Annotated in this window: 19 protein-coding genes and 1 pseudogene; 10 read left to right on the top strand and 10 right to left on the bottom strand. The window is 75.9% G+C overall.

What is annotated here, in order from left to right; translation table 11 throughout:
- Positions 1-11: 11 nt before the first annotated feature.
- A complete protein-coding gene (locus tag ACFHW0_RS26000) occupies positions 12-956 on the bottom strand; it encodes a helix-turn-helix transcriptional regulator (protein WP_416611682.1) in 945 nt (314 codons plus the stop codon).
- Between the two features lie 76 nt (positions 957-1,032).
- On the opposite strand from ACFHW0_RS26000, the gene ACFHW0_RS25995 reads away from it, so the two are divergent.
- Genes ACFHW0_RS25995 through ACFHW0_RS25970 form a run of 6 tightly spaced genes read left to right on the top strand, consistent with a single transcriptional unit; the run spans position 1,033 to position 9,217 of the window.
- Positions 1,033-1,734, top strand: a complete 702-nt coding sequence (locus tag ACFHW0_RS25995) for a response regulator transcription factor (protein ID WP_416611680.1) — start codon at positions 1,033-1,035, stop codon at positions 1,732-1,734.
- Entirely contained in the window at positions 1,731-2,978 is a 1,248-nt protein-coding gene (locus ACFHW0_RS25990) for a sensor histidine kinase (protein WP_416611678.1), read from the top strand. The genes ACFHW0_RS25995 and ACFHW0_RS25990 overlap by 4 nt, the downstream gene beginning before the upstream one ends.
- Positions 2,979-3,016: 38 nt before the next feature.
- On the top strand, positions 3,017-4,939 hold the full coding sequence (locus ACFHW0_RS25985; RefSeq protein ID WP_416611676.1) for a fibronectin type III domain-containing protein: 1,923 nt from the start codon (positions 3,017-3,019) through the stop codon (positions 4,937-4,939).
- The gene (locus tag ACFHW0_RS25980; protein ID WP_416611674.1) at positions 4,936-5,892 is read left to right on the top strand and encodes an AAA family ATPase; all 957 of its coding nucleotides are present in this window, start codon (positions 4,936-4,938) and stop codon (positions 5,890-5,892) included. The genes ACFHW0_RS25985 and ACFHW0_RS25980 overlap by 4 nt, the downstream gene beginning before the upstream one ends.
- Before the next feature lie 2 nt (positions 5,893-5,894).
- On the top strand, positions 5,895-7,022 hold the full coding sequence (locus ACFHW0_RS25975; RefSeq protein ID WP_416611672.1) for a DUF58 domain-containing protein: 1,128 nt from the start codon (positions 5,895-5,897) through the stop codon (positions 7,020-7,022).
- A complete protein-coding gene (locus ACFHW0_RS25970) occupies positions 7,019-9,217 on the top strand; it encodes a transglutaminase-like domain-containing protein (protein WP_416611670.1) in 2,199 nt (732 codons plus the stop codon). Before ACFHW0_RS25975 ends, ACFHW0_RS25970 begins: the two co-directional genes overlap by 4 nt.
- Here ACFHW0_RS25970 and ACFHW0_RS25965 read toward each other — a convergent pair.
- The 7 genes from ACFHW0_RS25965 to ACFHW0_RS25935 form a co-directional block, all read right to left on the bottom strand.
- Positions 9,174-10,469, bottom strand: a complete 1,296-nt coding sequence (locus ACFHW0_RS25965) for a protein kinase domain-containing protein (protein ID WP_416611668.1) — start codon at positions 10,467-10,469, stop codon at positions 9,174-9,176. The two genes, ACFHW0_RS25970 and ACFHW0_RS25965, sit on opposite strands and share 44 nt — an antisense overlap.
- 169 nt (positions 10,470-10,638) lie before the next feature.
- On the bottom strand, positions 10,639-12,156 hold the full coding sequence (locus tag ACFHW0_RS25960; protein WP_416611666.1) for a serine/threonine protein kinase: 1,518 nt from the start codon (positions 12,154-12,156) through the stop codon (positions 10,639-10,641).
- Between the two features lie 20 nt (positions 12,157-12,176).
- Entirely contained in the window at positions 12,177-13,409 is a 1,233-nt protein-coding gene (locus ACFHW0_RS25955; protein WP_416611664.1) for a type VII secretion protein EccE, read from the bottom strand.
- Positions 13,410-13,584: 175 nt separating this feature from the next.
- A complete protein-coding gene (locus tag ACFHW0_RS25950) occupies positions 13,585-14,055 on the bottom strand; it encodes a hypothetical protein (RefSeq protein ID WP_416611662.1) in 471 nt (156 codons plus the stop codon).
- The gene (locus tag ACFHW0_RS25945) at positions 14,052-15,125 is read right to left on the bottom strand and encodes a hypothetical protein (RefSeq protein ID WP_416611661.1); all 1,074 of its coding nucleotides are present in this window, start codon (positions 15,123-15,125) and stop codon (positions 14,052-14,054) included. Before ACFHW0_RS25945 ends, ACFHW0_RS25950 begins: the two co-directional genes overlap by 4 nt.
- Before the next feature lies 1 nt (position 15,126).
- Positions 15,127-15,447, bottom strand: coding sequence for a hypothetical protein (locus ACFHW0_RS25940; RefSeq protein WP_416611659.1), 321 nt, complete (start codon positions 15,445-15,447; stop codon positions 15,127-15,129).
- A complete protein-coding gene (locus tag ACFHW0_RS25935; RefSeq protein WP_416611657.1) occupies positions 15,444-15,815 on the bottom strand; it encodes a YbaB/EbfC family nucleoid-associated protein in 372 nt (123 codons plus the stop codon). Before ACFHW0_RS25935 ends, ACFHW0_RS25940 begins: the two co-directional genes overlap by 4 nt.
- Positions 15,816-16,029: 214 nt before the next feature.
- Here ACFHW0_RS25935 and mycP point away from each other — a divergent pair, with 214 nt between their 5' ends.
- Positions 16,030-17,310, top strand: a complete 1,281-nt coding sequence (gene mycP, locus ACFHW0_RS25930) for a type VII secretion-associated serine protease mycosin (RefSeq protein ID WP_416611655.1) — start codon at positions 16,030-16,032, stop codon at positions 17,308-17,310.
- Between the two features lie 124 nt (positions 17,311-17,434).
- Here the strand turns inward: mycP and ACFHW0_RS25925 are convergent, their stop codons facing one another.
- Both ACFHW0_RS25925 and ACFHW0_RS25920 read right to left on the bottom strand, forming a co-directional pair.
- Positions 17,435-17,722, bottom strand: a complete 288-nt coding sequence (locus tag ACFHW0_RS25925) for a hypothetical protein (RefSeq protein ID WP_416611654.1) — start codon at positions 17,720-17,722, stop codon at positions 17,435-17,437.
- Between the two features lie 65 nt (positions 17,723-17,787).
- Complete coding sequence (locus ACFHW0_RS25920; protein ID WP_416611652.1) at positions 17,788-18,132, bottom strand: WXG100 family type VII secretion target; 345 nt, start codon at positions 18,130-18,132, stop codon at positions 17,788-17,790.
- 192 nt (positions 18,133-18,324) lie between these two features.
- Between ACFHW0_RS25920 and eccCa the strand changes: the two genes are divergently transcribed.
- From eccCa to ACFHW0_RS25905, 3 genes and pseudogenes are all read left to right on the top strand, one after another.
- Positions 18,325-22,296: a type VII secretion protein EccCa gene (gene eccCa, locus ACFHW0_RS25915; protein WP_416611650.1), complete on the top strand. Its 3,972-nt coding sequence runs from the start codon at positions 18,325-18,327 to the stop codon at positions 22,294-22,296.
- Between the two features lie 91 nt (positions 22,297-22,387).
- On the top strand, positions 22,388-22,696 hold the full coding sequence (locus ACFHW0_RS25910; protein ID WP_416611648.1) for a hypothetical protein: 309 nt from the start codon (positions 22,388-22,390) through the stop codon (positions 22,694-22,696).
- Between the two features lie 3 nt (positions 22,697-22,699).
- A pseudogene (locus ACFHW0_RS25905) lies at positions 22,700-23,464 on the top strand (hypothetical protein); the annotation flags it as partial.

The raw sequence follows: 23,464 nt of genomic DNA, 5'->3' as shown, positions 1-23,464 counted from the left end.
GACCCGCACAGCTACCCACGGTAGTCCGGTCGGTGTCGTGGTGCGGTCAGCAGGCCGCGGTGGGCCGCCTCGAGACCGGCCTGGAACCGGCTGCGGGCGCCGAGGCGGTCCATGATGGTCGCCATCATCCGGCGGACCGTGCGGACGGAGACGCCGAGTCGTGCCGCCGACGACTCGTCCGTGCAACCGGCGGAGAGCAACGCCAGCAACTCCCGCTCCCGGCAGTTCAGCTCCGCCGGCCAGGCGTGCAGCGGAGCGGCCGCCGGCCAGAGCCGTTCGAAGAGCGCCGCCGCGGTGGCGACCACGCTCGGCAGCCGGAACATCGCCAGCTCCGCCGCGCCCGCGGCGCCCGGCGCGACCGGGAGCAGCGCCGCGTCGCCGTCGATGACGGTGAGGTCGACCGGCAGGTTCGCCAGCGTACGGACCTCGGCGTGGCCGCCGGCGAGCTGGCCCAGGCGCAGGGCGAGCGTGGGTAGGTCGCGTACCCGCTCGTCGAGGAGTATCCGGTAGCGCACCCCACGGGCGATGTTGTCCAGGTCGACCCGGCGCAGCGGATTGCCCCACGGCTGCGGCAAGGTGCTGGCGAGCAGCACGTGGCTGCTGGCGGCGGCCAGCGCGGCGTCGATGCCGGCGCAGGTGGAGAGCACGACCAGCGGGGTCGTCGGCGGGCGGTTCGCGGCCGTGGTCAGCGTCGGTGCGGTCATGGCAGGTGACGCCGCACGGGCAGCGCGGTGGCCGGGACCGGAGGGCGGTGGCGGGACGGCCGGGCGGTACGCGGGCCCGGGTGGCGCCGCCGGTGCGGCGGGCCGGCGGCGGCAGGTGGCGGTGCCGACGGTGGTGCCCGGGCCACCCGGGGCGGCGGCGGTGGACGACCGTCGCACGGCGGTCTTGTCGGGGGCCCGGATAGGGGTCGGGATCCCGGCGGCGACGACCTGGGTCACGCGTCGATCGATCATCGGCGGCACCTTCCTGTCATGCTCACGCGGAGCGTCGTGCTGGTCCCTACGATCGGGGCGGGCAGATGAGATTCCGATGACACGTCGGTGGGGAGGTGACCCGGTGCGGGTGATGGTGGTCGAGGACGACGAGAACCTGCGCCTGGCGATCACCGCCGAGTTCACCCGGGTCGGGCTGAGCACGCAGCGGGCGGCGGACCTGGCGAGCGCCGACGCGGTCCTGTCCACCGGCTCGTTCGACTGCGTGGTGTTCGACCGGATGCTGCCCGACGGCGACGCCGCCGACTACGTGTACCGGCGGCGGCGGGCCGGGTGGGCCGTACCGGTGCTGTTCCTGACCGCCCGGGACGGCCTCGCGGACATCGTCGCCGGCTTCGAGCACGGCGGCGACGACTACCTGGTCAAGCCGTTCGGGATGGCCGAGTTGACCGCCCGCGTGACGGCGCTGGGGCGGCGGGCGCGCAGCGGTCGTCCCTCCGTGCTGCGCCTGGCGGACCTGGAGGTGGACTGCGCGCGCCGGCAGGTCCGCCGTGGTGGTGTGCTGCTCTGCCTGACCGACAAGGAGTTCGCGGTCCTGGAGCACCTGCTGAGCCGGGCCGGGCAGGCAGTCAGCCGCACGGAGCTGATCGAACACTGCTGGGACAGCAGCACCGAGCCGATGTCCAACGTGGTCGACGCGGTGGTCCGGCGCCTGCGCGGCAAGCTCGGCGCGCCGGAGGTGCTGCACACCGTACGCGGACGGGGCTACCGGTTGTCCGACGCGGCGGACCCGTCGTGACCGGATCGGCGCTGGACCGCCTGCGCGGGCTGCCGCGCTGGATCGCCGGCTGGCTCTGCCTGATCACCGCCGGGGTCGCGGTGGTCCTCGGGGCGCTGCTGATCCGCGCCGACGAGCACGCCCGCGTGCTGGAGATGGACGGCGAGATGCGCGGGGTCGCCACCGGCGTGACCCGGCTCGTGAAGGAGGGCGACACCGTCGTCACCCGGTACGTCGGCGACGACGAGCTGAACACCGCCTGCCCGCAGTTCGCCGTCCTGCCCGGCGAGAGCGGCCGCTTTCCGGGCCATTTCAGTCAGCAGGAGTGCGTACCGGTGGCCCGCGTGCGCCTGGAGCAGTTGGCCGTCGAGGCGGTGCGGGGCGGGCAGCGCCTCACCGGCTACCTCGCCGGCGACGACGGGCAGCGGTGGCGGGTCTACGTCGAGCCGTTCCGCACGAGCAACGGCCAGTTCGTCGGCGCGGTGGTGGTGGTCAAGGACGCCGGGCCGGCGCTCGCCGCGCACGACCGGTTGGTGTGGCTGGTCGTCGGTGGCGGCCTGCTGGCGGTGGCGGCGGCGGGCCTGGCCGGACACCGCATCGCGCTGCGCGCTCTGCGGCCCGCCGCGACCGCCCTGCAACAGCAGGAGGTGCTGCTCGCCGACACGGCGCACGATCTGCGTACCCCGGTGGCGGCGCTGCGGGCACTGGCCGAGACGGTCGTGCGCGATCCGGAGCAGCGCACCGACCTGCTGCCGCGTACGGTCGACCTGGCGCAGCGGATGGGCGACATCATCGACGGGGTGCTGATGCGGGCCCGGCTCGCCGCCGGGGTGGAGCAGCTGGACATCCAGCCGATCTGGCTCGACCAACTGGTGTCGGCCATCGTGGAGCAGACACCGGCGCAGGACGCGCGGATCACCGTGACCACGTCGCCGACCCGGGTCGACGCGGACCCCGCGCTGGTCCGCCGGGCGATCGCGAACCTGCTGGACAACGCGGTCCGACACGGCCGGCAGCCGGGCAGCGGAGCCACCGTGCACATCACCGTGGCCGGCGGCCGGGTCATCGTCTCTGATCACGGGCCCGGCATCGATCCGGCGGTCGCCCGGCAGCAGTTCGACCGGTTCACCAGCGGCGGTGGCTCGAGCGGGCTCGGACTGGCCATCGTGCGTTGGGTGGCCGAGGCGCACAGCGGAACGTTACGGGTCTACAACGCCGAGGACGGCGGGGCCATCTTCGAGTTGTCTCTGCCGTACGCGGAGTAAGCTGTCCGATCAGCCGGGGGTATGAGGACGTGTGGCGGATGAACGAGAACGCGGCTGTCGCAGCTCGTCGGATCCATCGACTGGTGCCGGCGGGGGTGTCCAAGGTGCTGCGTCGCCTCGATCCGCGACGGCGCGGACGCCTGCCGTTGGTGGCACTGGTCGCGGGCAGCCTGGTGGCCGCGACCGTCGCCATCTCCGGCGCGTCCGGTGAGCCGCCCGGCGTGTGGTTCGCGCAGGCCGGGCACTGGGTCGCCAACCCCTCGCTCGACCGGGTCTTCCACGTCAACGGTCTGGCCCGCTCGGTGGACGCCGAGGCCCGCATCGAGGGGCTCGAACCCGGCAGCCAGGTCGTCGAGAGCCCGGCCAGCGGTTATGTGATCGGGCGTACCCGGATCATCGAGTTCGGCAAGTCGAGCCTCGCCGTCGAGCGCACCATCACGCCGCCGACCGGCGAGCGTCCGGTGGCGGTCGAGACCAGAGGCGGCCCCTACCTGGTCTACCGTCAGGCCGGAACGGTGGTCCGACTGGGCGCCCGGGCGGCGACGATCCCGGTCGGCGAGGCGCTCGGCGAGCCGGTCGCGGCCACCGACGGCACGCTGTGGTTGCTGCGACGCGGCTCCAATGTGATCTGTCACCTGCGCCCGGGCGCCGGCGAGGTGTCCTGCCCGACGGCGGCGCCGAGCGGGCACACCGGTGCGCTGACCATGGTCGACGACCGTCCCGCGTTCGTCGACACCGACACCGACACGGTCAGCCGGGTCGAGGCCGACCGGCTCGGTGCGCCCGTGCGCATCGGTGTGGACGTGCCGCCGACCGCGCTGGTGGCCGACGCCGCCCTGAACGGTCGGGTGGCCGTGCTCGATCCGCAGGGGCATCGGCTGCACCTGGTGGACGTGGCCGCCGTCGGCCGCGGTCGAACCGCCGCCGCGCCGGTCACCGCCGAGCTGCCGGCGGGCACCTACTCGGCGCCGGTCGCCGGCCGGGGCTCGGTCGTCCTGCTGGACCTGCGACGCAACGCCGTGCTCACCTACGACACCGCCGGCCGGGCGCAACGGGTGACCCCGGTGCCGGCGGAGGCCGGCGAGCCACGGCTGAGCCGGGGCGAGGACCGCCGGGTGTACGTCGACGGCGGCGAGGGCCGGCACGTGCTGGTCGTCGGCGACGACGGCAGCGCGGGCGACGTCCCGTTGGTCCCCACCGGGCCGACGGCCACCTCGGCGTCCGCGCCCCCCACGGGCGCGCCGGTCCCGACCCGACCGGTCCCGCCCCGGCCACGCCCCGGCCGACCGGACTCGCCGGCACCGGAGCCGAGCCGCCCCGGCGGGCAGGATCCGAGCCGCCCGGATCCGGTCCGGCCGACCCCGCCGAGGGCGGTGCCCGCCAGCCCGCCGTCGATGCCGCCGGGCCTGCGGGTCAGCGCCAGCGGCACCAGCATCCAGGTCCGGTGGGGCGCGGCGGCGGCCAACGGCGCCACGGTGAGCGGCTACCAGGTGACGTGGGCCCGGGTCTCCGGCGGCGGCGGTGGCTCCGCCGCCCGGGCCGGCAGCTCGCGGAGCATGACCATCACCGGACTGACGCGCGGGACGGCCTACCGGGTCACCGTGTCGGCGCGCAACGCGGCCGGCACCGGCTCACCGGCCAGCGCCCGGGTGACCGTACCGGCCGCGGCCGGCCCCTCGGTCACCGTCTCGCGCGGCGCGGAGACCAGCTACGGCGGCTGCAAGCCCCCCGACTGCCACTTCGTCAGGGTGGTGCTGACCGGCTTCGCGCCCAACACCTCCTACAAGATCGACATTTTCGCGTCCGAATGGGGCAACTTCAACCCCGGCGCCCGGCTCAGCACCGACAGCAAGGGCTCGTTGGTCGTCTCCGACCGGTTCCCGTTCCACGGCGTCGGGCAGCGGGTCTGGGTCACCGCCGGCGGCCGGGAGTCCAACCACTACCTCTGGCCCGAGGGATGACCGGCGTGGGGGTCGCGCGGATCGCGGCGGCGATCGAGGAGAACGTGCAGCGGGTCATCCTCGGCAAGCCGGAGCTGGTGCGCCTGGCGGTGGCCGGCCTGCTCGCCGAGGGCCACCTGCTGGTCGAGGACGTGCCCGGCCTGGGCAAGACCACCCTGGCCCGTTGCCTGGCGCGCAGCATCGGCGGGCGGTGGAGCCGCATCCAGTTCACCCCCGACCTGCTGCCCGGCGACGTCACCGGGGTGAGCGTCTACCACCAGCGTGAGGAGCGCTTCGCCTTCCACCCGGGGGCGGTGTTCGCCAACGTGGTGGTCGCGGACGAGATCAACCGGGGCACGCCGAAGACCCAGTCGGCGCTGCTGGAGGTGATGGCCGAGCGCCACGTCACGATCGACGCCGAGACGCACCCGGTACCCCGGCCGTTCATGGTCGTCGCCACCCAGAACCCGATCGAGTTGGAGGGCACCTACCGGCTGCCGGAGGCGCAACTCGACCGGTTCCTCATACGACTGTCGGTCGGCTACCCGGACCTGGAGTCCGAGGTCCGCGTGGTGCTCGACGAGGCGGCCGGCGACACCGCCGACGACCTCGCCGCGGTGGTCGACGTCGACACGCTGCGGGCCGCGATCGAGCAGGTGCGCCGCTCGCACGTCGACAAGGTCGTCGCCGAGTACGCGGTCAGGCTGGCCGCGGCCACCCGGGAACACGCCCACGTGCGCTTCGGGGCCAGCGTCCGGGGCAGCATCGCGCTGATCCGGACCGCCCGCGCCCTGGCCGCCACCGCCGGTCGGGACTTCGTCACGCCGGACGACGTCAAGGACGTCGCCGTACCCGTGCTGGCGCACCGGCTGGTCCTCACCCCGCAGGCCGAGCTGGCCCCGGGCGGCGCCGCCGCGGTGGTCGCCGACGTGCTCGCCACCACCGCCGTGCCCGCGGGCCCCACCGGCCACTGAGCATGCGGCTGACCCGGCGCGGTGCCGCCGTCTCGATCACCGCTGTCGTGCTGCTGCTGGTCGGGCCGGCTGGCAACTATCCGCTGTTCACGATGCTCGGCGCGGTCGCGCTCACGGTGCTGCTGACCGCCGTCGTGACCAGCCGGGGGAGCATGCGGCTCGACGTGCGGCGGGCGGTGCACCCGCAGCGGGTGGAGCGGGGCCGCCCGGCGCTGGCCCGGCTGCGGGTGCGGCACACCGGTCGGCGCCGCCACCCGGGCTTCCTGGCCACCGACTCGCTCGGCGGCGTGACCCGTACCGTCCGGGTCCGGGCCCTGCTGCCCGGTGCGGAGGTGACCCACCACTACGAGCTGCCCACCGCCCGTCGGGGCGTGTGCGTCGTCGGGCCGCTGGTGCTGCACCGCCGCGACGCGTTCGGGCTCGTCGACAACCGGCTGGCCACCGGCGGGACGGCGACGCTGCGGGTGCATCCCCGGCAGCTGCCGGCGCGGGTGAGGGTGGGCGGATATCCCCGGCACCACCACGAGGGGCCGGTGCCGGACCGTTCCCTGCGTGGCTCGGTCGAGTTGCAGGACGTCCGCGAGTACGTGCCCGGGGACGAGATCCGCCACCTGCACTGGAAGGCGACGGCCCGGTCCGGTCGACTGATGGTGCGGGACCTGGCCGACCCGCGCCGCAGCCGGCTCACCGTGCTGCTCGACGACCGCTCGCACGCGCTGCCCGCCGCCGTCTTCGAGGAGGCGGTCGACCTGACCGCGTCGCTGCTCTGCGCCGCCGCGCGAGGCGGGCAGCTCGCCCGACTGGTCACCGCGTCCGGCCGGGAGCTGACCGTCGGCGGCGCGGCGGAGCAGCTCGTCGACCTGCTCGACCTGCTCTGCGAGCTCGGCCAGGACGCTCCGCCCCCGACGACCCTGCTGCCCGGGACGTCGGGCGGTGGCGGTGGTGCGCTGGTGGTCGTCACCGCCGGGGGCACCGACCTCGACCCGGTCGCCCGGCTGCGACGACGCTTCGATCCGATCACCGTGGTCGCCCTGACCGGCGCCGACGTGGCGGTGCCGGCGCCGCTGCGGCTGCTGCGGGCCCGCGACGCGGAGCAGGCGGTGCGGTTGTGGAACGAGGAGCAGCGGTGAGCGGAACCGACCGGGCGGTGCCGCGACGGGAAGCGCGGGTGAGCGGACGGGACCGGGCCACCGCCGGCACGGTCCTGGCGGCCGGGGTGGCGGGGATGGCCTTCACTCCGGTCTTCGGCTTCCGGGCGCTGCTGCTGCCGGTCTGGCTGCCGGCGGTGGCGGTGCTGGCGACGGTGCTGGCGGCGACCCGGCTGCCGGCGCTGCGCGACTGGCGCGCACCGCTGGCCGCGCTCGCCGGGCTCGCGGTCGTCGTCGAGGTGCTGCTCTGGCCGACCACCCTCGCCGGGATACCCACCGGTCGTACCCTGAGCGCACTGGCGGCCGGGCTCACCGAATCGTGGCGACTGACCCTGCAGTCCACCTGGCCGGCGCGACCGGACCCGGCCCAGGTGCTGTTCGTCCCGCTGCTCGTGGTGCTGGCAGCGGTGTTCGGCGCCGAGATCGTGCACCGGCTGACCGCTCGCCTCCCGGCACTGCTGCCCAGCCTCGGGGTCCTCGTGCTCGCCCAGCTCTACGCGGCGCTGGCGCCCGGCCCCGCCGCCCTCACCGCCCTCGCCTACGCCGTGGCCGGCGGCGCCGTGCTGGCGGAGACCCGGCGAGGGCCGGCCCTCGCCGCCGTCACCGCAGGTGTGGTGGTGACCGTGGTGGCGACCCTGGTACCGGACGCCCCGCCCCGGTTCACGCTGCGGCAGGCACACAGCGCGCCGGCGCCACCGGCCCAGTTGACCAACCCGCTGGACGAGGTCGCCTACCGGCTCGGGCACCCCGGCACGCCGGTGTTCCGGGTCCGCAGCGCGACCTGGGTGGACCGGTGGAACCTGGTGGTGCTCGACGAGTTCGACGGCGTCAACTGGAGCCAGTCCGGCCGGTACCGCAGGCTCGGCAGCGAACTGCCGCCGGGAGCCGGGGTGACCGTGGACGTGGCGCGGCGCTCCGCCGAGATCGACGTCTCGGGCACCGGACCGTGGCTGCCCAGCCAGCCGCTACCCGCCCGGGTCGCCGGCGCCGCCCCGCTGGTGGCCGAGCGCTCCGGCACCCTGCTGCTGCCCGACAGCAACGGTCCGCTGCGGTACGACCTGGACTGGTGGCAGCCGCAGACCAGCGCCGGCTTCCTCGCCGGGGCCGCCGTCGACGGCACCGCCACCGGCGGCCTCGGCGGTCTCGGCGACACGCCGGAGGCGATGACGCTGCTGGCCGCGCAGGCGGTACGCGGGCTGCGCCCCTCGATGCGCGCCGCGCTGGTGCTGGAGGACTGGTTCCGGCGCAACTACCGGCTGGCCGTGGGGCAGAGCCTGCCGACCGGCGGCGCCTGGCCCCAGTTGGCCGACTTCCTGCTGACCAGCCGGCGCGGCACCAGCGAGCAGTTCGCCGCCGCCTACGTGGCGCTGGCCCGGATCCAGGGCATCCCGGCGCGCCTGGCGGTGGGATACCGCTCGCCGGTCGACGCCGACCCCGACGGCTGGCGTACCGTCCGCAACGGCGACGTCCTGGCGTGGCCGGAGGTGGCGGTGCGGGGCGTCGGCTGGGTCCCGCTCGATCCGGCCGGCGCCGCGATGCGCTCCGGTGGCGCCGCGACCGACCTGGCCGCCCGGACGGAGCAGGCCCGGGGCCAGCTGCCCGCCCCTGAGGATCTGCGCGATCCGCCCGTCGCCCCGCCCGCCGCCGGATCCGCGCCGCGACGCGGTGGTGACGGCCGGGCGCCGGCACGGGTGCCGTGGCCGGTCCTGCTGGCGGTGCCGGCGCTGCCGCTGCTGGCCTGGCCGGTGCTCGTGCCGGCGGCCTGGACGGTGCGGGCCTGGGGTCGGCGGCGCCGGGGCGGCCGGGCGGCGGTGACGGGCGCCGTCGCCGAGGTCCGCGACCGGCTGCGGGCCCACGGCGTCGCGGTCTCGCCGGGCATGACCGTGCGGGACCTGGGCACCGCGGCGGGCGCGGTGGCGGACCGGTCCACGGTGGCGGCGATCGGCCAGCTCGGCACCATCGTGGACACCGCGCTGTGGTCGGGCGTGCGGGACGACGGGGCGCCGGAGCGGGCCTGGGCCGCCGTCCGCGCCGTCCGTGCCGGCCTGGCCCGGCGGGGGACCGGCACCCGGCTGCGCGCCGCACTCGACCTCACCGGCCTGCGACCACCGGGGGCCGGCCGCGCCGCGCGGCTCAGCGGCCGCAGGTGGCGCCGCGGATCGCCGCCGGGGCGCTGAGGAAGATCTGGGGACCGTTCGTCCCCTGGATCTCGAAGCAGTACCCGCGCACCGGGTCGATCCGCACCCGGTGACTGGTGCGGCGCTGCACGAGGATGGTGCGTACCGGTCCGCCCTCCTCGGCGACGACGACCGCGTAGTCGAGCGTCTCGTCGCCGCGCCAGGTCAGCTCGGCCACGTCCCCCCGGTCGACGACCCCGGTCAGCTCGATCGAGGCCGCCCCGGGCGCAGGCGCCGCAGAGGTGGACGCCGCGGTCGACGGCGGTGCGGGCGCGGCGTCGATCGTCTCGTGCCGGCGCGACAGCGTCAGCCCGACCGCGACCGCGAGCAGCGCCGCCACCGCCGCCGCGGCCAGCAGCGTCGGCCGGGTGATTCGGCCCGATCGGGTGCGCGGGCCGAACTCCACGACCGGGGCGCCGTTCGGCACCGGGGTCGGCGGGGCGGCACCGGTGCGGTCGGGTGTGGCCCAGCCGGCCCGGTCGAGGCGGCGCAGCACCGCCGCGGCCGTCGGGCGGCGCGCCGGATCGGCGGAGAGCAGCTCGGTCACCAGGGCGGCGAGATCGTCGGGCAGGTCCGCGCGGGCGAGGGTCGGCACCGGCGCGGTGAGTGTCCGCAGCATCCGGTCCTCCGGTCGCTCGCCGGGCGGGCCGTGGTGCGGTGCCAGGCCGGTCAGCGCGAGGTGCAGCAGGGCGCCCAGGCCGTACATGTCGGATCGTTCGTCGACGGTCGCGTCCCGGATCGTCTCCGGCGCCAGGAAGCCGACGCCGGCCGCCGGGTCGCGGGGAAACGTCTGACGTAGGGCGGGCCCGGCGTCGGCGAGCACCGCCGCGCCGTCCGGACGGAAGAGCACGTTACCGGGGGTCAGTGCGCCGTGCGCGATGCCGAGCGCGTGCAGGGCCGCCAGCGCCCGGGCGAGTGCGGCGCCCAGGGCCCCGGCGTCCGGCACGGACAGCGGGCCGAACGCGTCGAGCAGGTCGGTCAGGGACTGACTGCACAGCTCCATCCGCAGCGCCCAGCGGCCGGGCTGATACTCCTCCAACCGGTCGGCGACCAGGACCGGTGCCCGGTCGCGCAGTGGGGCCAGCCGGGCCAGTTCGTGCTTCAGCCGGGCCCGGGTGCGCCGGTCGGGCACGTCGGGCAGGACCTTGAGCGCGTACGCGTGACCGGTCCGGGCGTCGATCGCGGCCAGCACCGTCGCGCGGGGACCGTCCGCCACCGGGACCAGGTCGCGGTACCGCTGCTCGGTGGTCATCGTCCGGCTCGTCCCTGTCCTCGCGGGCTCCCCAGGTGGCTTTGGTGAGTGTGTCACCCCACCGCCGCTGGGAGGCTCCCGTGATGCTGCCACGGTGGCGAGGGCGGCCACGGTCGGGGTGCCCGGTCGCCGCCGGCGCAGTGGCGGCGGGGCGGTGCCCGTACGGCCGTCAGGTGCGGCAGTTCGCTCCGCGGATCGGCCTGGCCGCGCTCTCCACCACCCGGGCGCCGTCGCTGCCCTGCACCCGGAAGCAGTACCTGCGCACCGGGTCGACCGGGACCCGGTAGCTGGTGTCGCGTCGGGCGAGCAGGACGCGGGCCTGCTCACCCTCGACCGCGACGACCACCGCGAAGTCCATCGGTGCGCTGCTTCGCCAGGTCAGTTCCACGACGTTGCCCCGGTCGGTCGCCGCGGCGAGCTCGAGCCGTGCCGCCAGGGGCGTGGGGGAGAACCGGCCGCTGGCCGCCGGCTGTCCCGGAGGCGTCGGCACGGTCAGCTCGTCCGGCTGGCCCGCCAGCAGCGTCGCCGCCGTCACCAGCGCCGCGACCCCCGTCGCGCCGCCCACCAGCGCGACGCGGCGGGTACGCCTGGGCGCCGGTTCCGAGCCGAGGACGAGGATCGGCTCTCCGCGTGGGAGCCGGATGTCGGGCGCCGTCGGCGACGCGAAGTCGTCGAACGCCACGTCGGCGGTCTCCGGCGGCCGGTCGCCTTCCGGCGGCGCGTCCCGCTCGTCGGGCGGCGCGGTGTCCGGCGCGGGGGGCGCGGCGTCGCGTTCGTGGGCCGGTGCGGGGCTCCGGGGTTCGGCGTCCGGGCCGGACGGTGGCGCCTGCGCGGCGGACGGAACCGGGGCGGTTTTCGCCGGGCCGACCTGCCGGCGCAGCGCGTCGAGGCGTACGGCCACCGTCGCCGCGTCGACCGGACGGTCGGCCGGCTCCTTGGCCAGCAACTCGCCGACCAGGGCGAGGAGCTCTGGCGGCGCGTCCACCCGATCCGGCGGCGGGACCGGGGTGCCGAGTACGCGCAGCAGGCGCTCGCCGGGGTCCGCGCCGGGCGGCCCGTGGTGCGGCGCCCGGCCGCAGAGGGCGAGGTGCAGCACCACGCCCAGGCCGTAGAGGTCGGTGCGCTCGTCGACCGAGCCGTCCCGGACGGTCTCCGGGGCGGTCAGTTCCGCGCTCGGCAGCGGATCGCGGGGGAACGCGTGGCGCAGTGTCGCTCCGACGTCGGACAGCAGTGGCTCGCCGGAGGAGCGGAACAACACGTTGGCGGCGGTGACGCCGCCGTGCACCACCCCGGCGCGGTGCACGGCGGCCAGCGCCGTCGCGAGCACCGTACCCAGCACGAGGGTGTCCGGCACCGACAGCGGTCCGGACGACGCGAGCAGCCCCGACAGCGACTGCGCGCAGAGCTCCGTGCGCAGGGCGCAGCGCCCGTCGGGCAGGCTCTCGATCCGGTCGGCGAGCAGGATCGCGGCCGTCGGGCGTACGGTGGCGAGCCGGTCGCGCTCGGCGTCGAGCGCCGCGCGGGTCCGGCGGTCGAGCGGGCCGGGAAAGACCTTCAACGCGAACGGCTCGCCGGTGGTGGCGTCCACGCCGGTGAGTACGGTCGCCACCGGGCCGTCGCCCAGCGCGACCAGTGCACCGCCGGCGGCACCGGTCGTCGTACCGCCGTTCCCGCGCCTCGCTCTCATGCCCCGCAGGACGGGTCCGCTCACGGGAGGAACACTCCGATCGGTAGTGAGGCGGCCACCCCTCGGGCGTGCGCGCCGTCGAGCCGGACGAGCCGGACGCCGTACGGGGCGGCGCGGGTCGAGGCCGCGACCACCGCCGCCTCGACCGCGCCCCCCGTGGTCGCGGCGAGCCGCAGGACCCCCTCGCCCCACGGACCGTCGCGACCCGACCGGACGGCCACCGTCACCGTGACGGTGGCGCCGACGTCGACCGTCAGCAGGTCGACCGCCAACTGCCGGGCGTGCTGGTCGGTGAGCCGGTGCCAGCCCCGCAACCGGAAGGTGGCCTGGCGCACGGCCCCGGCCCGCCAGCACCGCCAGTCCTCGCGCACCTCGCCGCGACCACCGGTGACGTGCGCCAGGCCGGCGATCACCGCGAGAGCGGCCTCCTCGGCCAGGACCGCGCTCGACACGCCCGCCCGGTCCAGTGCCCGCCGGACCCGACGCAACCCGTTGCGCAGCGCCGGGGTCAGCTCCTCGTCGCCGGGCGCCTCGACGCCGCGGGCGGCGTGCACGGCCAACCACATCCGGGCCGGCTCGGCGCGCCGTACGCCGGCATGGCAGACCAGCTGCACGCCGAACGGGTGCGGCCAGCCCTCGACGACCGGCAGCAGCCCCGGGAGCGGGGGCACCCGGTCGAGCAGTTCGGCGGCCGCGCCGTCCAGGCGCAGCAGGGCGGTCAGGCCGCCGCGATGGCTCGCCGTCATGGCCGGTCCCCGAGCGGTCTCGGTGCACCGCACGGTGCAGCCGGGCACCAGCAGGTCCAGCAGCGCAGGCGTCCCGCCGTGCACCGGCAGGTCGCGGCGGCGGGCCCGGGACAGGTGTTCGACGCCCAGCACGGCGAGTTCGTACAGCCAGCGACCGTCGACCCGGACGCCGGTCAGCGCGACCAGCACCGCCGCGCCGATCGAGGCGCAGACGAGCGCCGGGAGCGGCTGCCGCAGCGCCAGCACCACCGTCACCACCGCGACCTGCCAGCAGACGACCTGGATCGGGCCGGGGCGCGCGACGACGCCCGGCAGTGCGCGCCCGCGTGGCGCGGGGGCCGGGGACGCGCCGGCCGGCACCGGGTGTGGTCGCGGCGGCGACCCGGGCGGCGTACGGGGCACGACGGCCTGCGGCACGAGCGTGGTCGTGCGGGGCGTGCGCCGGTCGACCGGTGCCGCCCGACCGGTCGCGGCGGCGGCCACGACCAGGACCGGAGCGGCGGACACGGTGGGCGCCGCGACGGCGGCTCCGTCCGGTACGGCGCCCGCCGGCGCCGCCGGGACCGGACCACGTTGTTCACCGGCGTTCACGACCCACCTCCCGCCACCGGGCCGCCCCAACGCCGCGTCCACGACCCGAGTTCTCGACGACGACCACGCACGTTCCTCCCACCGTCCGGACTCACGATCCGGAGAACGAGACGGTTCTCAGGATCTCGTCGAACAGGTCGGCGTACTCCGGACGTCGCCGGGTGTCGCGGACGCCCAGCGTGAAGGTCACCGCCTGACCGGTCGCCGGGTGGATGGCCACGGCGTGCTCCTGGACGACGTCGACGGGGGCCGCTGCGGCCGGCGCCGCCGCGACCCGGGCGTACTCGACGCAGGCCACCGCGCGTCCACAGGGCAGCTCGACCGAGCGGGCCCCGGCGTCCGGATCGGCGGCGAGGCAGCCGGCCAGCGCGTCGAGGTCCGGCGGCGGGCCGGCGGGCTCGGTGATCACGAAGTAGCCGGCCCGCTCCGGCGGCAGGACGAACACGGCCGCGTAGCAGGCGCCGGCGGCCAGGAGTTCCCGGGCGTACGTCTCGTCGCGGGCGGCGAGGTCGACCGGGACGAATCCGGCCGGCACCCGGCAGCGCACGGCAGCCGCGCTCACCGCACCCTGCCCAGGGAGTCGAGGACCTCGAAGGCGCGACTGCCGCCGTACACGCCGGTGCTCGCGGAACCGGCGTCCTGGAGTTCGCCCTGGCCACCGGGCGTGCTCAGGTCGATCACCGTCGGCACCTGGGGGAGGAGATTCGTCGCGGCCTGCAGGCCGGCGCCGGCCTCGGCGGCATACTGGCCGGCGCCGAGGCCCGTCGCCACGTCCACCCAGCCCGGCGCGGTGGAACCGACCGCGTCGGTGAGCCCGGCGACGCCTCTGGTGAGCCCGCCGACACCGGGCACGATCGAGGCGACGTCCCCGACCGCGGTCGCCGTGTTGCCCCAGGACGGGTCGGCGAGCGCCTCGGACGTGTGCTGGGCGGCCGTGTAGCTGCCGGTGACGAGGGCGAGGCCGCCCAGGACGAGGGCGGCGGGCGGAAAGACGGCCCCGGCGCCCAGGGCGGCCACGCCCAGGGTCGCCGACGCGACGCCGGCCCAGTCGGCGGCCTCCTCGGCGCCGAAGCCGTCCAGGTCGTCCGGGTCGACGTCCACCGCAGGCCGGCCTGCCTGCGCGGTCACTCCGATCGGACGGCCGGCGATCAGAGCGGCCATCTCGTCGAGGAACGTGTTGATCGCCCGTGCGATCTCCGACACGAACGCCTCCCGCAGGCCGGCGTCGGCTCCGGCGGGCGCGGTGACCAGGGTGGCGTACGCCTCGAGGTTGTCCTCGATCGTCTGGACGATCGCCTGCTTGGCGTAACGCACGTCGTCCGCGAACGCCGTGACGTGCCCGCCGATCGCCCGCAGCTGGCCGTCCTGGGTCTCCAGGTCGGCGCCGAGCGTCAGTCGTCGCGTCGTCCAGTCGAAGCCGGCCTGGTCGGGCCAGTCCTCGACCTCGACCGGGCCGACGAAGCCGGCGGGTCGGCCGCCGCGTGACAGCGCGTCGCTGAACACCGGGCCGGCCCTGGTCCACAGCTCGCCCAGCTCGCCGACGGCGTCCTCGTCGGTGGCTATCCAGCCGCCGATCCGGCCGCTGACCGCCGGCCAGAGGCCGAAGTCCGATCGTGGCTGCGGGATCGGCATCTCACCCTCCCACCTGGTCGATCACGGCCGCGGCAGTGCCGTTGGCGTCGGTGTAGGCGCCGGCGGAGATGGAACCGGCGCGGGCGAGGTCCGCGAGCCGGGGCGGGAAGGTGTCCGCGTTGGCCTGGACCTGCCGGCCGGCGGGATCGTAGGTGCGCCGGAAGGCGGCGGCGAGCCGGCCGGTGCCGATGCTGGCGTCAGCCCCGGCTATCGCGGCCTTGGCCGCGTTCCAGTCGGCCGCGAGCTGCTCGCCGGTCTGGCCGAGCCGGCGCGAGGCCGCGTCGACGCTACCGGTCTCCATGGCCAGCAGACCGCCGTTCACCAGGTGGCCCTCTCGTCGCGCCGGGACGCCGGGGCCAGGGTCGGATCGAACCACGGGTCCGACGTGTCCGGATCCGGGTCGGCCAGCGTCCACCGGGTGAGCGCGTACAGCCGTCGGTGGACCTGCCCGGCGGCCCGGTGCGTCGTGCGCGTGATCGCGTCGGCGAGGGCCGTCGAGTCCGGGTCGCGGAAGACGCGCGGGTCGATGCGCAGGTCCAGCAGCTCGTTCTTGGCGCCCAGGGTCACCGAGATCAGACCGTCGTCGGATTCGGCGGTCTCCGCCACCTCCGCCAGCCGATCCCGCAGGGACAGCAGCTCCGAGCGGAGCCGCGCGTGGTCGATGACCGGGCCGAGGCGTGGTCGCGTCACGTTCACTGGCTTCTCCCGTACGTCAGGTGAGATCCCCGACTCTGCCCGCCGGCCGGGGACGGGAGCGACAGCTGACAGGTTGCTGCCAGGCGGGGGCCGGTGCGGCGGCGGCCCGGCCCGGGCGGTGCCGCGACGCCGGCCGGCGGAGGCCGCGTTGACCGCTTCCGGTCACGCCCGCGCGGGATCGACCGGTCCGGCTGAACCATGGCCTCCCATGAGAGGACCCGTTGCCGTTCTTCCCGCCGTCGCGATCGTCGTGGTGGGCTGGGCCGCGCCGGTGGCCGCCGCACCGCCCCGGGGTGCCTGCCGTGATCCACAGCCGGCCCGCCCGGTCGTCGCCGACCACCCGTGGCCGCAGCGGCTGCTGGACCTACGCCGTACGTGGGCGCACAGCACCGGTGCCGGCGTCGTCGTCGCGGTGGTCGACTCCGGCGTGGACGGCGACCATCCGCAGCTACGCGGCAGGGTGCTGCGCGGGCGGGACTTCTTCCTCGCCGGTGCACTGCCGGGCAACTACGACTGCGTCTCGCACGGCACCGCCGTCGGCTCCATCGTCGCCGCCGGTGCGGCGCCGGGCGTCGGTTTCCGGGGCGTCGCGCCCGACGCGCGGATCCTGCCGGTGCGGGTCACCGACCGCGAACTCGGCGACACCGGTGAACCAGCCCCGATCGATCCCCGGGTGGTCGCCCGGGGCATCCGGTACGCCGCCGACCGGGGCGCCCGCGTGATCAACCTGTCGCTCTCCGGCTACGGCGACTTCCCGGCCGTACGGGACGCGGTCGCCTACGCCCAGTCCCGCGACGCGCTGCTGGTGGCCGCGGTGGGCAACCGGCAGGACCGGGGCGCCGCCCCGTCGTTCCCGGCGGCGTACGACGGGGTGCTCGGTGTCGGCGCCATCGACGTCACCGGCGCCCGGTCCCCGGGATCCCAGGTCGGCGGGTACGTCGATCTGGTGGCCCCGGGCACGGGCGTGCTCGGCGCCACCAGGGCGGGCGGGCACGCCTACTGGGACGGTACGAGCGTGGCGGCCCCGTTCGTCGCCGCCACCGCGGCCCTGGTACGCGCGGCCTGGCCCCGGCTCACCGCGCCGCAGGTGGCCCGGCGGATCGTGGCCACCGCGGCGCCGGCGCGCGGCGGCAGGGGCAGCCGGGAGTACGGCGCCGGAGTGGTGGACCCGTACCGCGCCGTGACCGAGGGGCTGGCCGACCGGGGGCCGGCGGCGCTGCCGGACGTGTCGGGCGCCCGGCCGGATCCCGAGGCGCTCCGCGAGGCCGCCGACCGGCGGCGGACGGACACCGGCGCGAAGCTGCTGGCGGGTGTCGTGGCGCTGGCCGTGGCGCTCGTCGCGGTGCTGGCCTGGGCGCTGCCGAGGGGGCGGCGCCGACGCTGGTGGCCGCGGCGGGCCGCCGCGCTGCCGGCGGCGCCGTCCCGCGACGACCCACCGAACGAGATCTTCCTCTTCCCCGCGCCCCCGGTCGAGCGCTCCGGCACCTGACGGGACCACCGCACGGTCGACGCCGACTACGAGACGCTGCTGGCCGGGCACGTGGGGCCGCGCGGCGCCGCGTACCGCGGCCCCGGGCGGGATCCGCCCGGGGCCGCGCCTGGTGTCCGCCGGGCTAGCCGTTGACGGCCCGCGACGCCGTGTTCAGTGCGGCCTGCAGGGCCTCGTTCGCCTTCCCGGTGGCCGCCCCGAGCATCTGCAGGAACTCGCCGTTGACCCTGCCGAAGGTGTCCGCCGCCGCGCTGAAGCTCTGCAGGTCCAGACCGGCGTCGTCCGGCCAGGCGTCGATGAGCTGGTTCGTCTGCGTCCGCCAGGTCTCCTGCTCACCCTCGACGCCGGTCCTGGTCGCCAGGACCGACTGCTGGAGATCCCCGAGCTGGGCGAAGTTTCCGCTGACCCACATGTTGACCTAACCCTCCTGGTGCTCGTTGTCTGCCGGGTCGTGCCGGCTCTCGGGCCGCGGCCGGGTCAAACGCTGACCGGGCCGCCGAGGCTGCCGCCGTAGGGGGCGCCGGAGTGCGCCGCGTTGATCGCGGCGGCTCCCTCGTCGTTGGCGGCCAGGTAGGCCGCGCTCGACACCCGGGTCGCGTTGGCGAGGCGGGTCAACTCGGTGGTGAACCGGTCGATGGCCTCCTGCCATTCCTGGTGCTTGGCCACGAAGAGGGGCTGGGCGGTACCCCGCCAGTGTGCTCGTGACTCCTCCACCAACGGTGCCAGCCTGGCCCGATGGGCGAGGATCTGCTCGACCACGGCGTCGGCGACGTTGGCCGAGCCCTCCATCTTCGGTGTCTCGCCGGAAAGCAGACCGGGCATGCGCTACTCCTCTCGCTGGTGTCGCCCGGGCCACCGAGCGGGGTGACCCGTGCCGCGGGTCGGGCGGCCGGTACCGACGCTAGGACCGGCGCGCGGCACGGCGCCCGCGCCGGCACCTTCCTGCCATCGCCGGCCCGTGCGGGCCCGGCGGCGGCGACGATGCCCGCACCCGGGCGGACGAGGGAGGTCGCGGTGGCGACGATGGTGGTGCGGCGGCCCCGGCGGCGGCCCGCGCCGGAGATGCCCTCCGGCGAGCTGTTGCTGGAGGCCCCGCCGGAGATCCCGCAGCCGGCGGGCCGGGCGTGGACGCAGCTGCTGACGGTCCTGCCGATGATCGCGATGATGGCCGCCATGATCCTGCTGTTCACCTCCGGTGGTGGCGTCGGCACGCTGCGCTACGTGGTCTTCGGCCTGTTCGGGGTGGGGATGCTGGCCATGGTGGCGGCGGCGCTGCTCAACAGCGGCGGCCCCGGCAGACGGCAGATGGGTCAGCTCCGCCGGCGCTATCTGCGTGGGCTGGCCCAGCACCGGATCCGCGTCGGCCGCACCGTCACCCGCCAGCGGGCCGCCCTGTGGTATTTGCACCCCGACCCGGAGACGCTCTGGTCGCTCGTGCCGAGCCACCGGTTGTGGGAACGGCGGCGCGACGACCCGGACTTCGGCGTCGCCCGCATCGGCCTCGGTCCGCAGAGCCTGGCCACCACGTTGGTTCCTCCGGAGACCAGACCGATGGAGCAGCTGGAGCCGCTCTGCGCGCTCGCGCTGCGGCGCTTCATCACCACCTACTCGACGATCCCGGACCTGCCCCTGGCGTTGGCGGTCGACGGGTTCAGTCGCATCCACGTGCGCGGTGACCGCGAGCGGGCCACGGGGCTGGTCCGGGCGGTCCTGGCCCAGCTGGCCACCCTGCACCCGCCGGACGACCTGCGGATCGCGGTCTGCGCCCAGGCGCGGTACCGGCCGGAGTGGGAGTGGCTGAAATGGCTGCCACACGCGTCGCACCCGGAGCGCGTCGACGCGCTCGGCCCGGTGCGGCTGGTCGCCACCACGGTCACCGCCCTCGAGGCGATGCTGGAGGACCTGCTGGGCGAGCGGCCCCGCTTCGATCCGGACGCCGTCGCCGCCCGGGCGCCCGGACCGCACCTGGTGGTGGTGCTCGACGGCGGCGTGGTCGCCGGCTCGGACCACCTGATGACCGGCGGTGGCGTCGAGGGGGTCACCCTGGTCGACCTGACCGGCGGGCCACCGCGGGCACTGGAACGCTCCAGCGTGGTCCTGGACGTCGCCGACGACGGCACGCTCGCCAGCCTGGGCAGCGACGGTGCGACCGAGCTGGGCCGCGCCGACATCCTTCCGGCGGCCAGCGCCGAGGCGCTGGCGCGTCAGCTCGCGCCGCTGCGGCTGACCGAGGGCAGCCGGGGCGAGCATCCGCTCGGCGCCGGACTGGGCCTGGAGGACCTGCTCGACCTCGGCGACCCGTACGCCTTCGACCCGGCCGACACCTGGGTGCCGCGACCCAGCCGGGACCGGCTGCGGGTGCGCTTCGGCATCCGGCCGGACGGCACCCCGATCGAGCTCGACCTCAAGGAGTCGGCACAGAACGGGATGGGTCCGCACGGGCTGCTGATCGGCGCCACCGGCTCCGGCAAGAGCGAGCTGCTGCGCACCCTGGTGCTCGCGCTGGCGGTGACCCACCCACCGAACCTGCTGAACTTCGCCCTGATCGACTTCAAGGGCGGCGCCACGTTCGCCAGGCTGGACCGGCTGCCGCACACGAGCGCCGTGATCACCAACCTCGCCGACGAGCTGCCGCTGGTCGACCGGATGGCGGACGCGATCAGCGGCGAGCTGATCCGGCGGCAGGAGCTGCTGCGCGCGGCGGGGAACTTCGCCTCGCTGCGCGACTACGACCGGGCCCGGGCGGCCGGCGCCCCGCTGACCGAGGTGCCGACCCTCGTCGTGGTCTGCGACGAGTTCAGCGAGCTGCTGTCGGCGCGACCGGACTTCATCGACATCTTCGTGCAGATCGGCCGGGTCGGCCGCGCGCTCGGCGTACACCTGCTGCTGGCCAGCCAGCGCCTGGAGGAGGGCCGGCTGCGCGGCCTGGACACCCACCTGTCCTACCGGATCGGCCTGCGCACGTTCTCCGAGATGGACAGCCGTGCGGTGCTCGGCGTGACCGACGCGTTCTCCCTGCCCCGCGCGCCCGGCTACGGCTATCTGGCGTTCGGCACCGAGCCGCTGGCGAGGTTCCGCTCGGCGTACGTCTCCGGCGTGCACGCTCCGGCCGTCGTCGGTGCCGGCGGGCCGGCGCGGCCGGATCGACTCGAGCTGATCGAGTACTCGACCACTTACCACGCAGCGGAGACCGTGGACTCCGACGAGCCGGACGACGCCACCGGGGACCCGGACGACGCGGTCGGCGAGAGCCTGCTGGACATCCTGGTGGAGCGCTTCGCGGGCCGGGGGACCCCGGCGCACCGGGTGTGGCTGCCGCCGCTGGAGGAACCGGCGACCCTCGACGAACTGCTCGGCGGGGTGCTCGTCGACCCGGTACGCGGGCTGCGGGCCGGCGACGCCGGAGCCGGTGGGTCGTTGTCGGCCGTGGTCGGGCTGGTCGACCGGCCGCTGGACCAGCGGCGGGATCGGCTGGTGCTGGAGCTGTCGGGCGGGGCCGGGCACGCCGTGGTGACCGGCGGTCCCCGGTCGGGCAAGAGCACCGCGCTGCGTACCGTCATCGCCAGCCTCGCGCTCACCCACACCCCGCGCGAGGTGCAGTTCTACTGCCTGGACTTCGGGGGTGGCGCGCTCGGCGCGGTCCGTGGGCTGCCGCACGTGGGCGGGGTCGCCGGTCGGCAGAACGTCGGCGCCGTACGCCGCACCGTCGCCGAGGTCGCCACCGTGCTCGCCGACCGGGAACGCCGCTTCGCGCAGCGGGACGTCGACGGGATGGCCGGCTACCGCCAGCTGCTGGCTGCCGGCACGGTCACCGAGGACCCGTACGGCGACGTCTTCCTGGTGATCGACGGTTGGTCGACGCTGCGCAAGGAGTTCGAGGACCTCGAGGAGGTGGTCGTCGGCATCGCCACCCGAGGGCTGGCCTACGGGGTGCACCTGCTGGTCGCCTGCTCGCGCTGGCTCGACCTGCGGCCCACCGCCCGGGATCTCTTCGGCAGCCGGGTCGAGCTGCGGCTGGGCGACCCCGTCGACACGATGATCGACCGGGCGGCGGCGCTGCGGGTGCCGGAGAACGCGCCCGGCCGGGGCGTCTGCGTGAGCCGGCACCAGATCCTGATGGCGCTGCCGCGCGTCGACGGTAGGCGGTCGGCCGGCGACCTGACCGCCGGTCTGGCCGCGCTGGTCGACGGGGTGGCCGCAGGCTGGCGCGGCGATCGGGCACCTGCGGTGCGGATGCTGCCCGGTCGCCTTCCCTACCAGGCCCTGCCGCCGGCCGTCGACCCGTCGACCCACCGACTCGCGGTCGGCATCGCCGAGCAGGATCTCGCGCCGGTGCACCTGGACTTCGCCACGGAGTCGCACCTGCTGCTCCTCGGCGACGCCGAGTCCGGCAAGACCGGTTTCCTGCGTACGCTCGCCCGCCGGATCGTGGACACGTACCAGCCGGGCCAGGCTCGGCTGATCCTGGTGGACCACCGTCGCGGGCTGCTCGGCGAGGTGGGCTCGGAGCACCTGCTCGGCTTCGGTGGCGACCTCGCCACGACCACCCACCTGATCGCGGAGGCGGCCCGGGGCATGGCCGACCGGCTGCCCGGGCCCGCTGTCACCGCCGAGCAGTTGCGCAGGCGGGCCTGGTGGCAGGGGCCGGAGCTGTTCGTCCTGGTCGACGACTACGACCTGGTGGCCACCTCGCTGCGCAACCCCCTGTCGCCCCTGCTGGACTACCTGGCGCAGGGCCGGGACATCGGCCTGCACGTGGTGCTCACGCGGCGCACCGGCGGTGCCGCCCGGGCGCTGTACGACCCGTTCGTCTCCCGGATGCGGGACGTCGGCAGCACGGGTGTGCTTCTGTCCGGCGACCGGAGTGAGGGGCCGTTGCTGGGTGGACTCAAGGCCGAACCGATGCCCCCCGGGCGGGGCCGGCTGATCACCCGGGCGGAGGCGCCGAGGCTGGTGCAGCTCGCCTGGTTGCCACCGACGCGGTGAAGGTGGCCGCTTGCTGTCGCCGGCCGCCGCCGGCGTAGACCCGGTGGTGAGCTGGACCGACCAGCAGCGTCGACGTCTGTCAGGAGGAGGCATGCCCCGAGCAGTGGGTGGGTTCATCAGTGGCGACCCGGAAGCGATGACGCGCTTCTCGGCGACCGGCCCCGATCCGGGAGTTCTCGGCGAGCAGCCGGCGTTCACCCGGGTGGGCATGCCGGAGAGCGCGGTGTTCGCCGCCGTGGACGCCGTCGCGACCACGGAGTTGATGCGGTTCGTCACCGAGGCGAACCAGGGTTTCCAGAGCTACACGACGGCGGCGCGGGCCAGTGGCGGCGCCTACCTCGACGCCGAGGCGGCGGGCGAGGCGGCGATCGTCGGCGTCGACGCCGGCTACCGGGGGTGAGTCGTGGGCTACCAGGACATGCCGTTGCCGCAGCAGTTGCTCCTCGTCGAGCAGGAGCTGCGTAACATCGACCCGCTCCGTTCCCGGGCGTTGCTGTGGGACAGGGCGCTCGTCGAGTTGCGGCAGGCGAGCAGGTCCCTGCGCACGGCCGTCGCCGATCTCGACAGGGACTGGACCGACGGGGTCGGCGACTCGTTCGCGGGTCATGCCGACACCAGCCGGTCCAGGCTGGAGGGCCGGGCCGCCGTCATCGACCGCCACCGGCCGCAGGCCAGGATCGACGAGGTGGCCGGCTCGATCAGGCCCACCTACGACCTCGTCCGGACGAACCTTGAGAAGGCGAGGGCGCTGGAGGCAAGCCTCAACCGGCAGGCGAACAGCCTGGACCCGCCCGGCCCGGCCGCGTACGTGATGGTGGAGAACCAGGTCAGGCAGTTGCAGGTGCAGGCCGGCGCGCAGCTGGACGAACTCGCCAGGCGCTACCGGGTCGCCTGGGAGGCGGTGCGGGCCACCACCGACGGCCCGGACTGGTCCGGGCTGCCGTCGGGGGCCGGCGTCACGCCGGGCGCGGCGGCCGCCCCGGCCGGCGGCGGCACTGGCACGGCCGCCGGGGGCAGTCCCGTCCTGACGGGCGCCGGTGCCGCGACGCTGCCACCCGGCGGCGCCGATCCGGTGGGGCCCGCGCCACCGGCCGGGGCCATGCCCGGCGCCGCGACCGTACCGGCCGGCGCCGCGCTCGCCGGTGGCGCCGGCTCCGCCGCGCCGGCG

The sequence above is a fragment of the Micromonospora sp. LOL_025 genome (assembly GCF_048060285.1).
Lineage (GTDB): Bacteria > Actinomycetota > Actinomycetes > Mycobacteriales > Micromonosporaceae > Micromonospora.
Note: the sequence above shows the minus strand (reverse complement) of the source record. Positions and strands in the feature narration are given on the sequence as shown.

Bases quoted from the DNA above. Each gene is read 5' to 3' on its own strand.
- ACFHW0_RS25985 (WP_416611676.1), top strand. From the start codon at position 3,017: ATGAACGAGAACGCGGCTGTCGCAGCTCGTCGGATCCATCGACTGGTG.
- ACFHW0_RS25960 (WP_416611666.1), bottom strand. From the start codon at position 12,156: ATGAGAGCGAGGCGCGGGAACGGCGGTACGACGACCGGTGCCGCCGGC.
- ACFHW0_RS25980 (WP_416611674.1), top strand. From the start codon at position 4,936: ATGACCGGCGTGGGGGTCGCGCGGATCGCGGCGGCGATCGAGGAGAAC.
- ACFHW0_RS25925 (WP_416611654.1), bottom strand. From the start codon at position 17,722: ATGTGGGTCAGCGGAAACTTCGCCCAGCTCGGGGATCTCCAGCAGTCG.
- mycP (WP_416611655.1), top strand. From the start codon at position 16,030: ATGAGAGGACCCGTTGCCGTTCTTCCCGCCGTCGCGATCGTCGTGGTG.
- ACFHW0_RS26000 (WP_416611682.1), bottom strand. From the start codon at position 956: ATGATCGATCGACGCGTGACCCAGGTCGTCGCCGCCGGGATCCCGACC.
- ACFHW0_RS25995 (WP_416611680.1), top strand. From the start codon at position 1,033: ATGACACGTCGGTGGGGAGGTGACCCGGTGCGGGTGATGGTGGTCGAG.
- ACFHW0_RS25920 (WP_416611652.1), bottom strand. From the start codon at position 18,132: ATGCCCGGTCTGCTTTCCGGCGAGACACCGAAGATGGAGGGCTCGGCC.
- ACFHW0_RS25975 (WP_416611672.1), top strand. From the start codon at position 5,895: ATGCGGCTGACCCGGCGCGGTGCCGCCGTCTCGATCACCGCTGTCGTG.
- ACFHW0_RS25965 (WP_416611668.1), bottom strand. From the start codon at position 10,469: ATGACCACCGAGCAGCGGTACCGCGACCTGGTCCCGGTGGCGGACGGT.
- ACFHW0_RS25945 (WP_416611661.1), bottom strand. From the start codon at position 15,125: ATGCCGATCCCGCAGCCACGATCGGACTTCGGCCTCTGGCCGGCGGTC.
- ACFHW0_RS25910 (WP_416611648.1), top strand. From the start codon at position 22,388: ATGCCCCGAGCAGTGGGTGGGTTCATCAGTGGCGACCCGGAAGCGATG.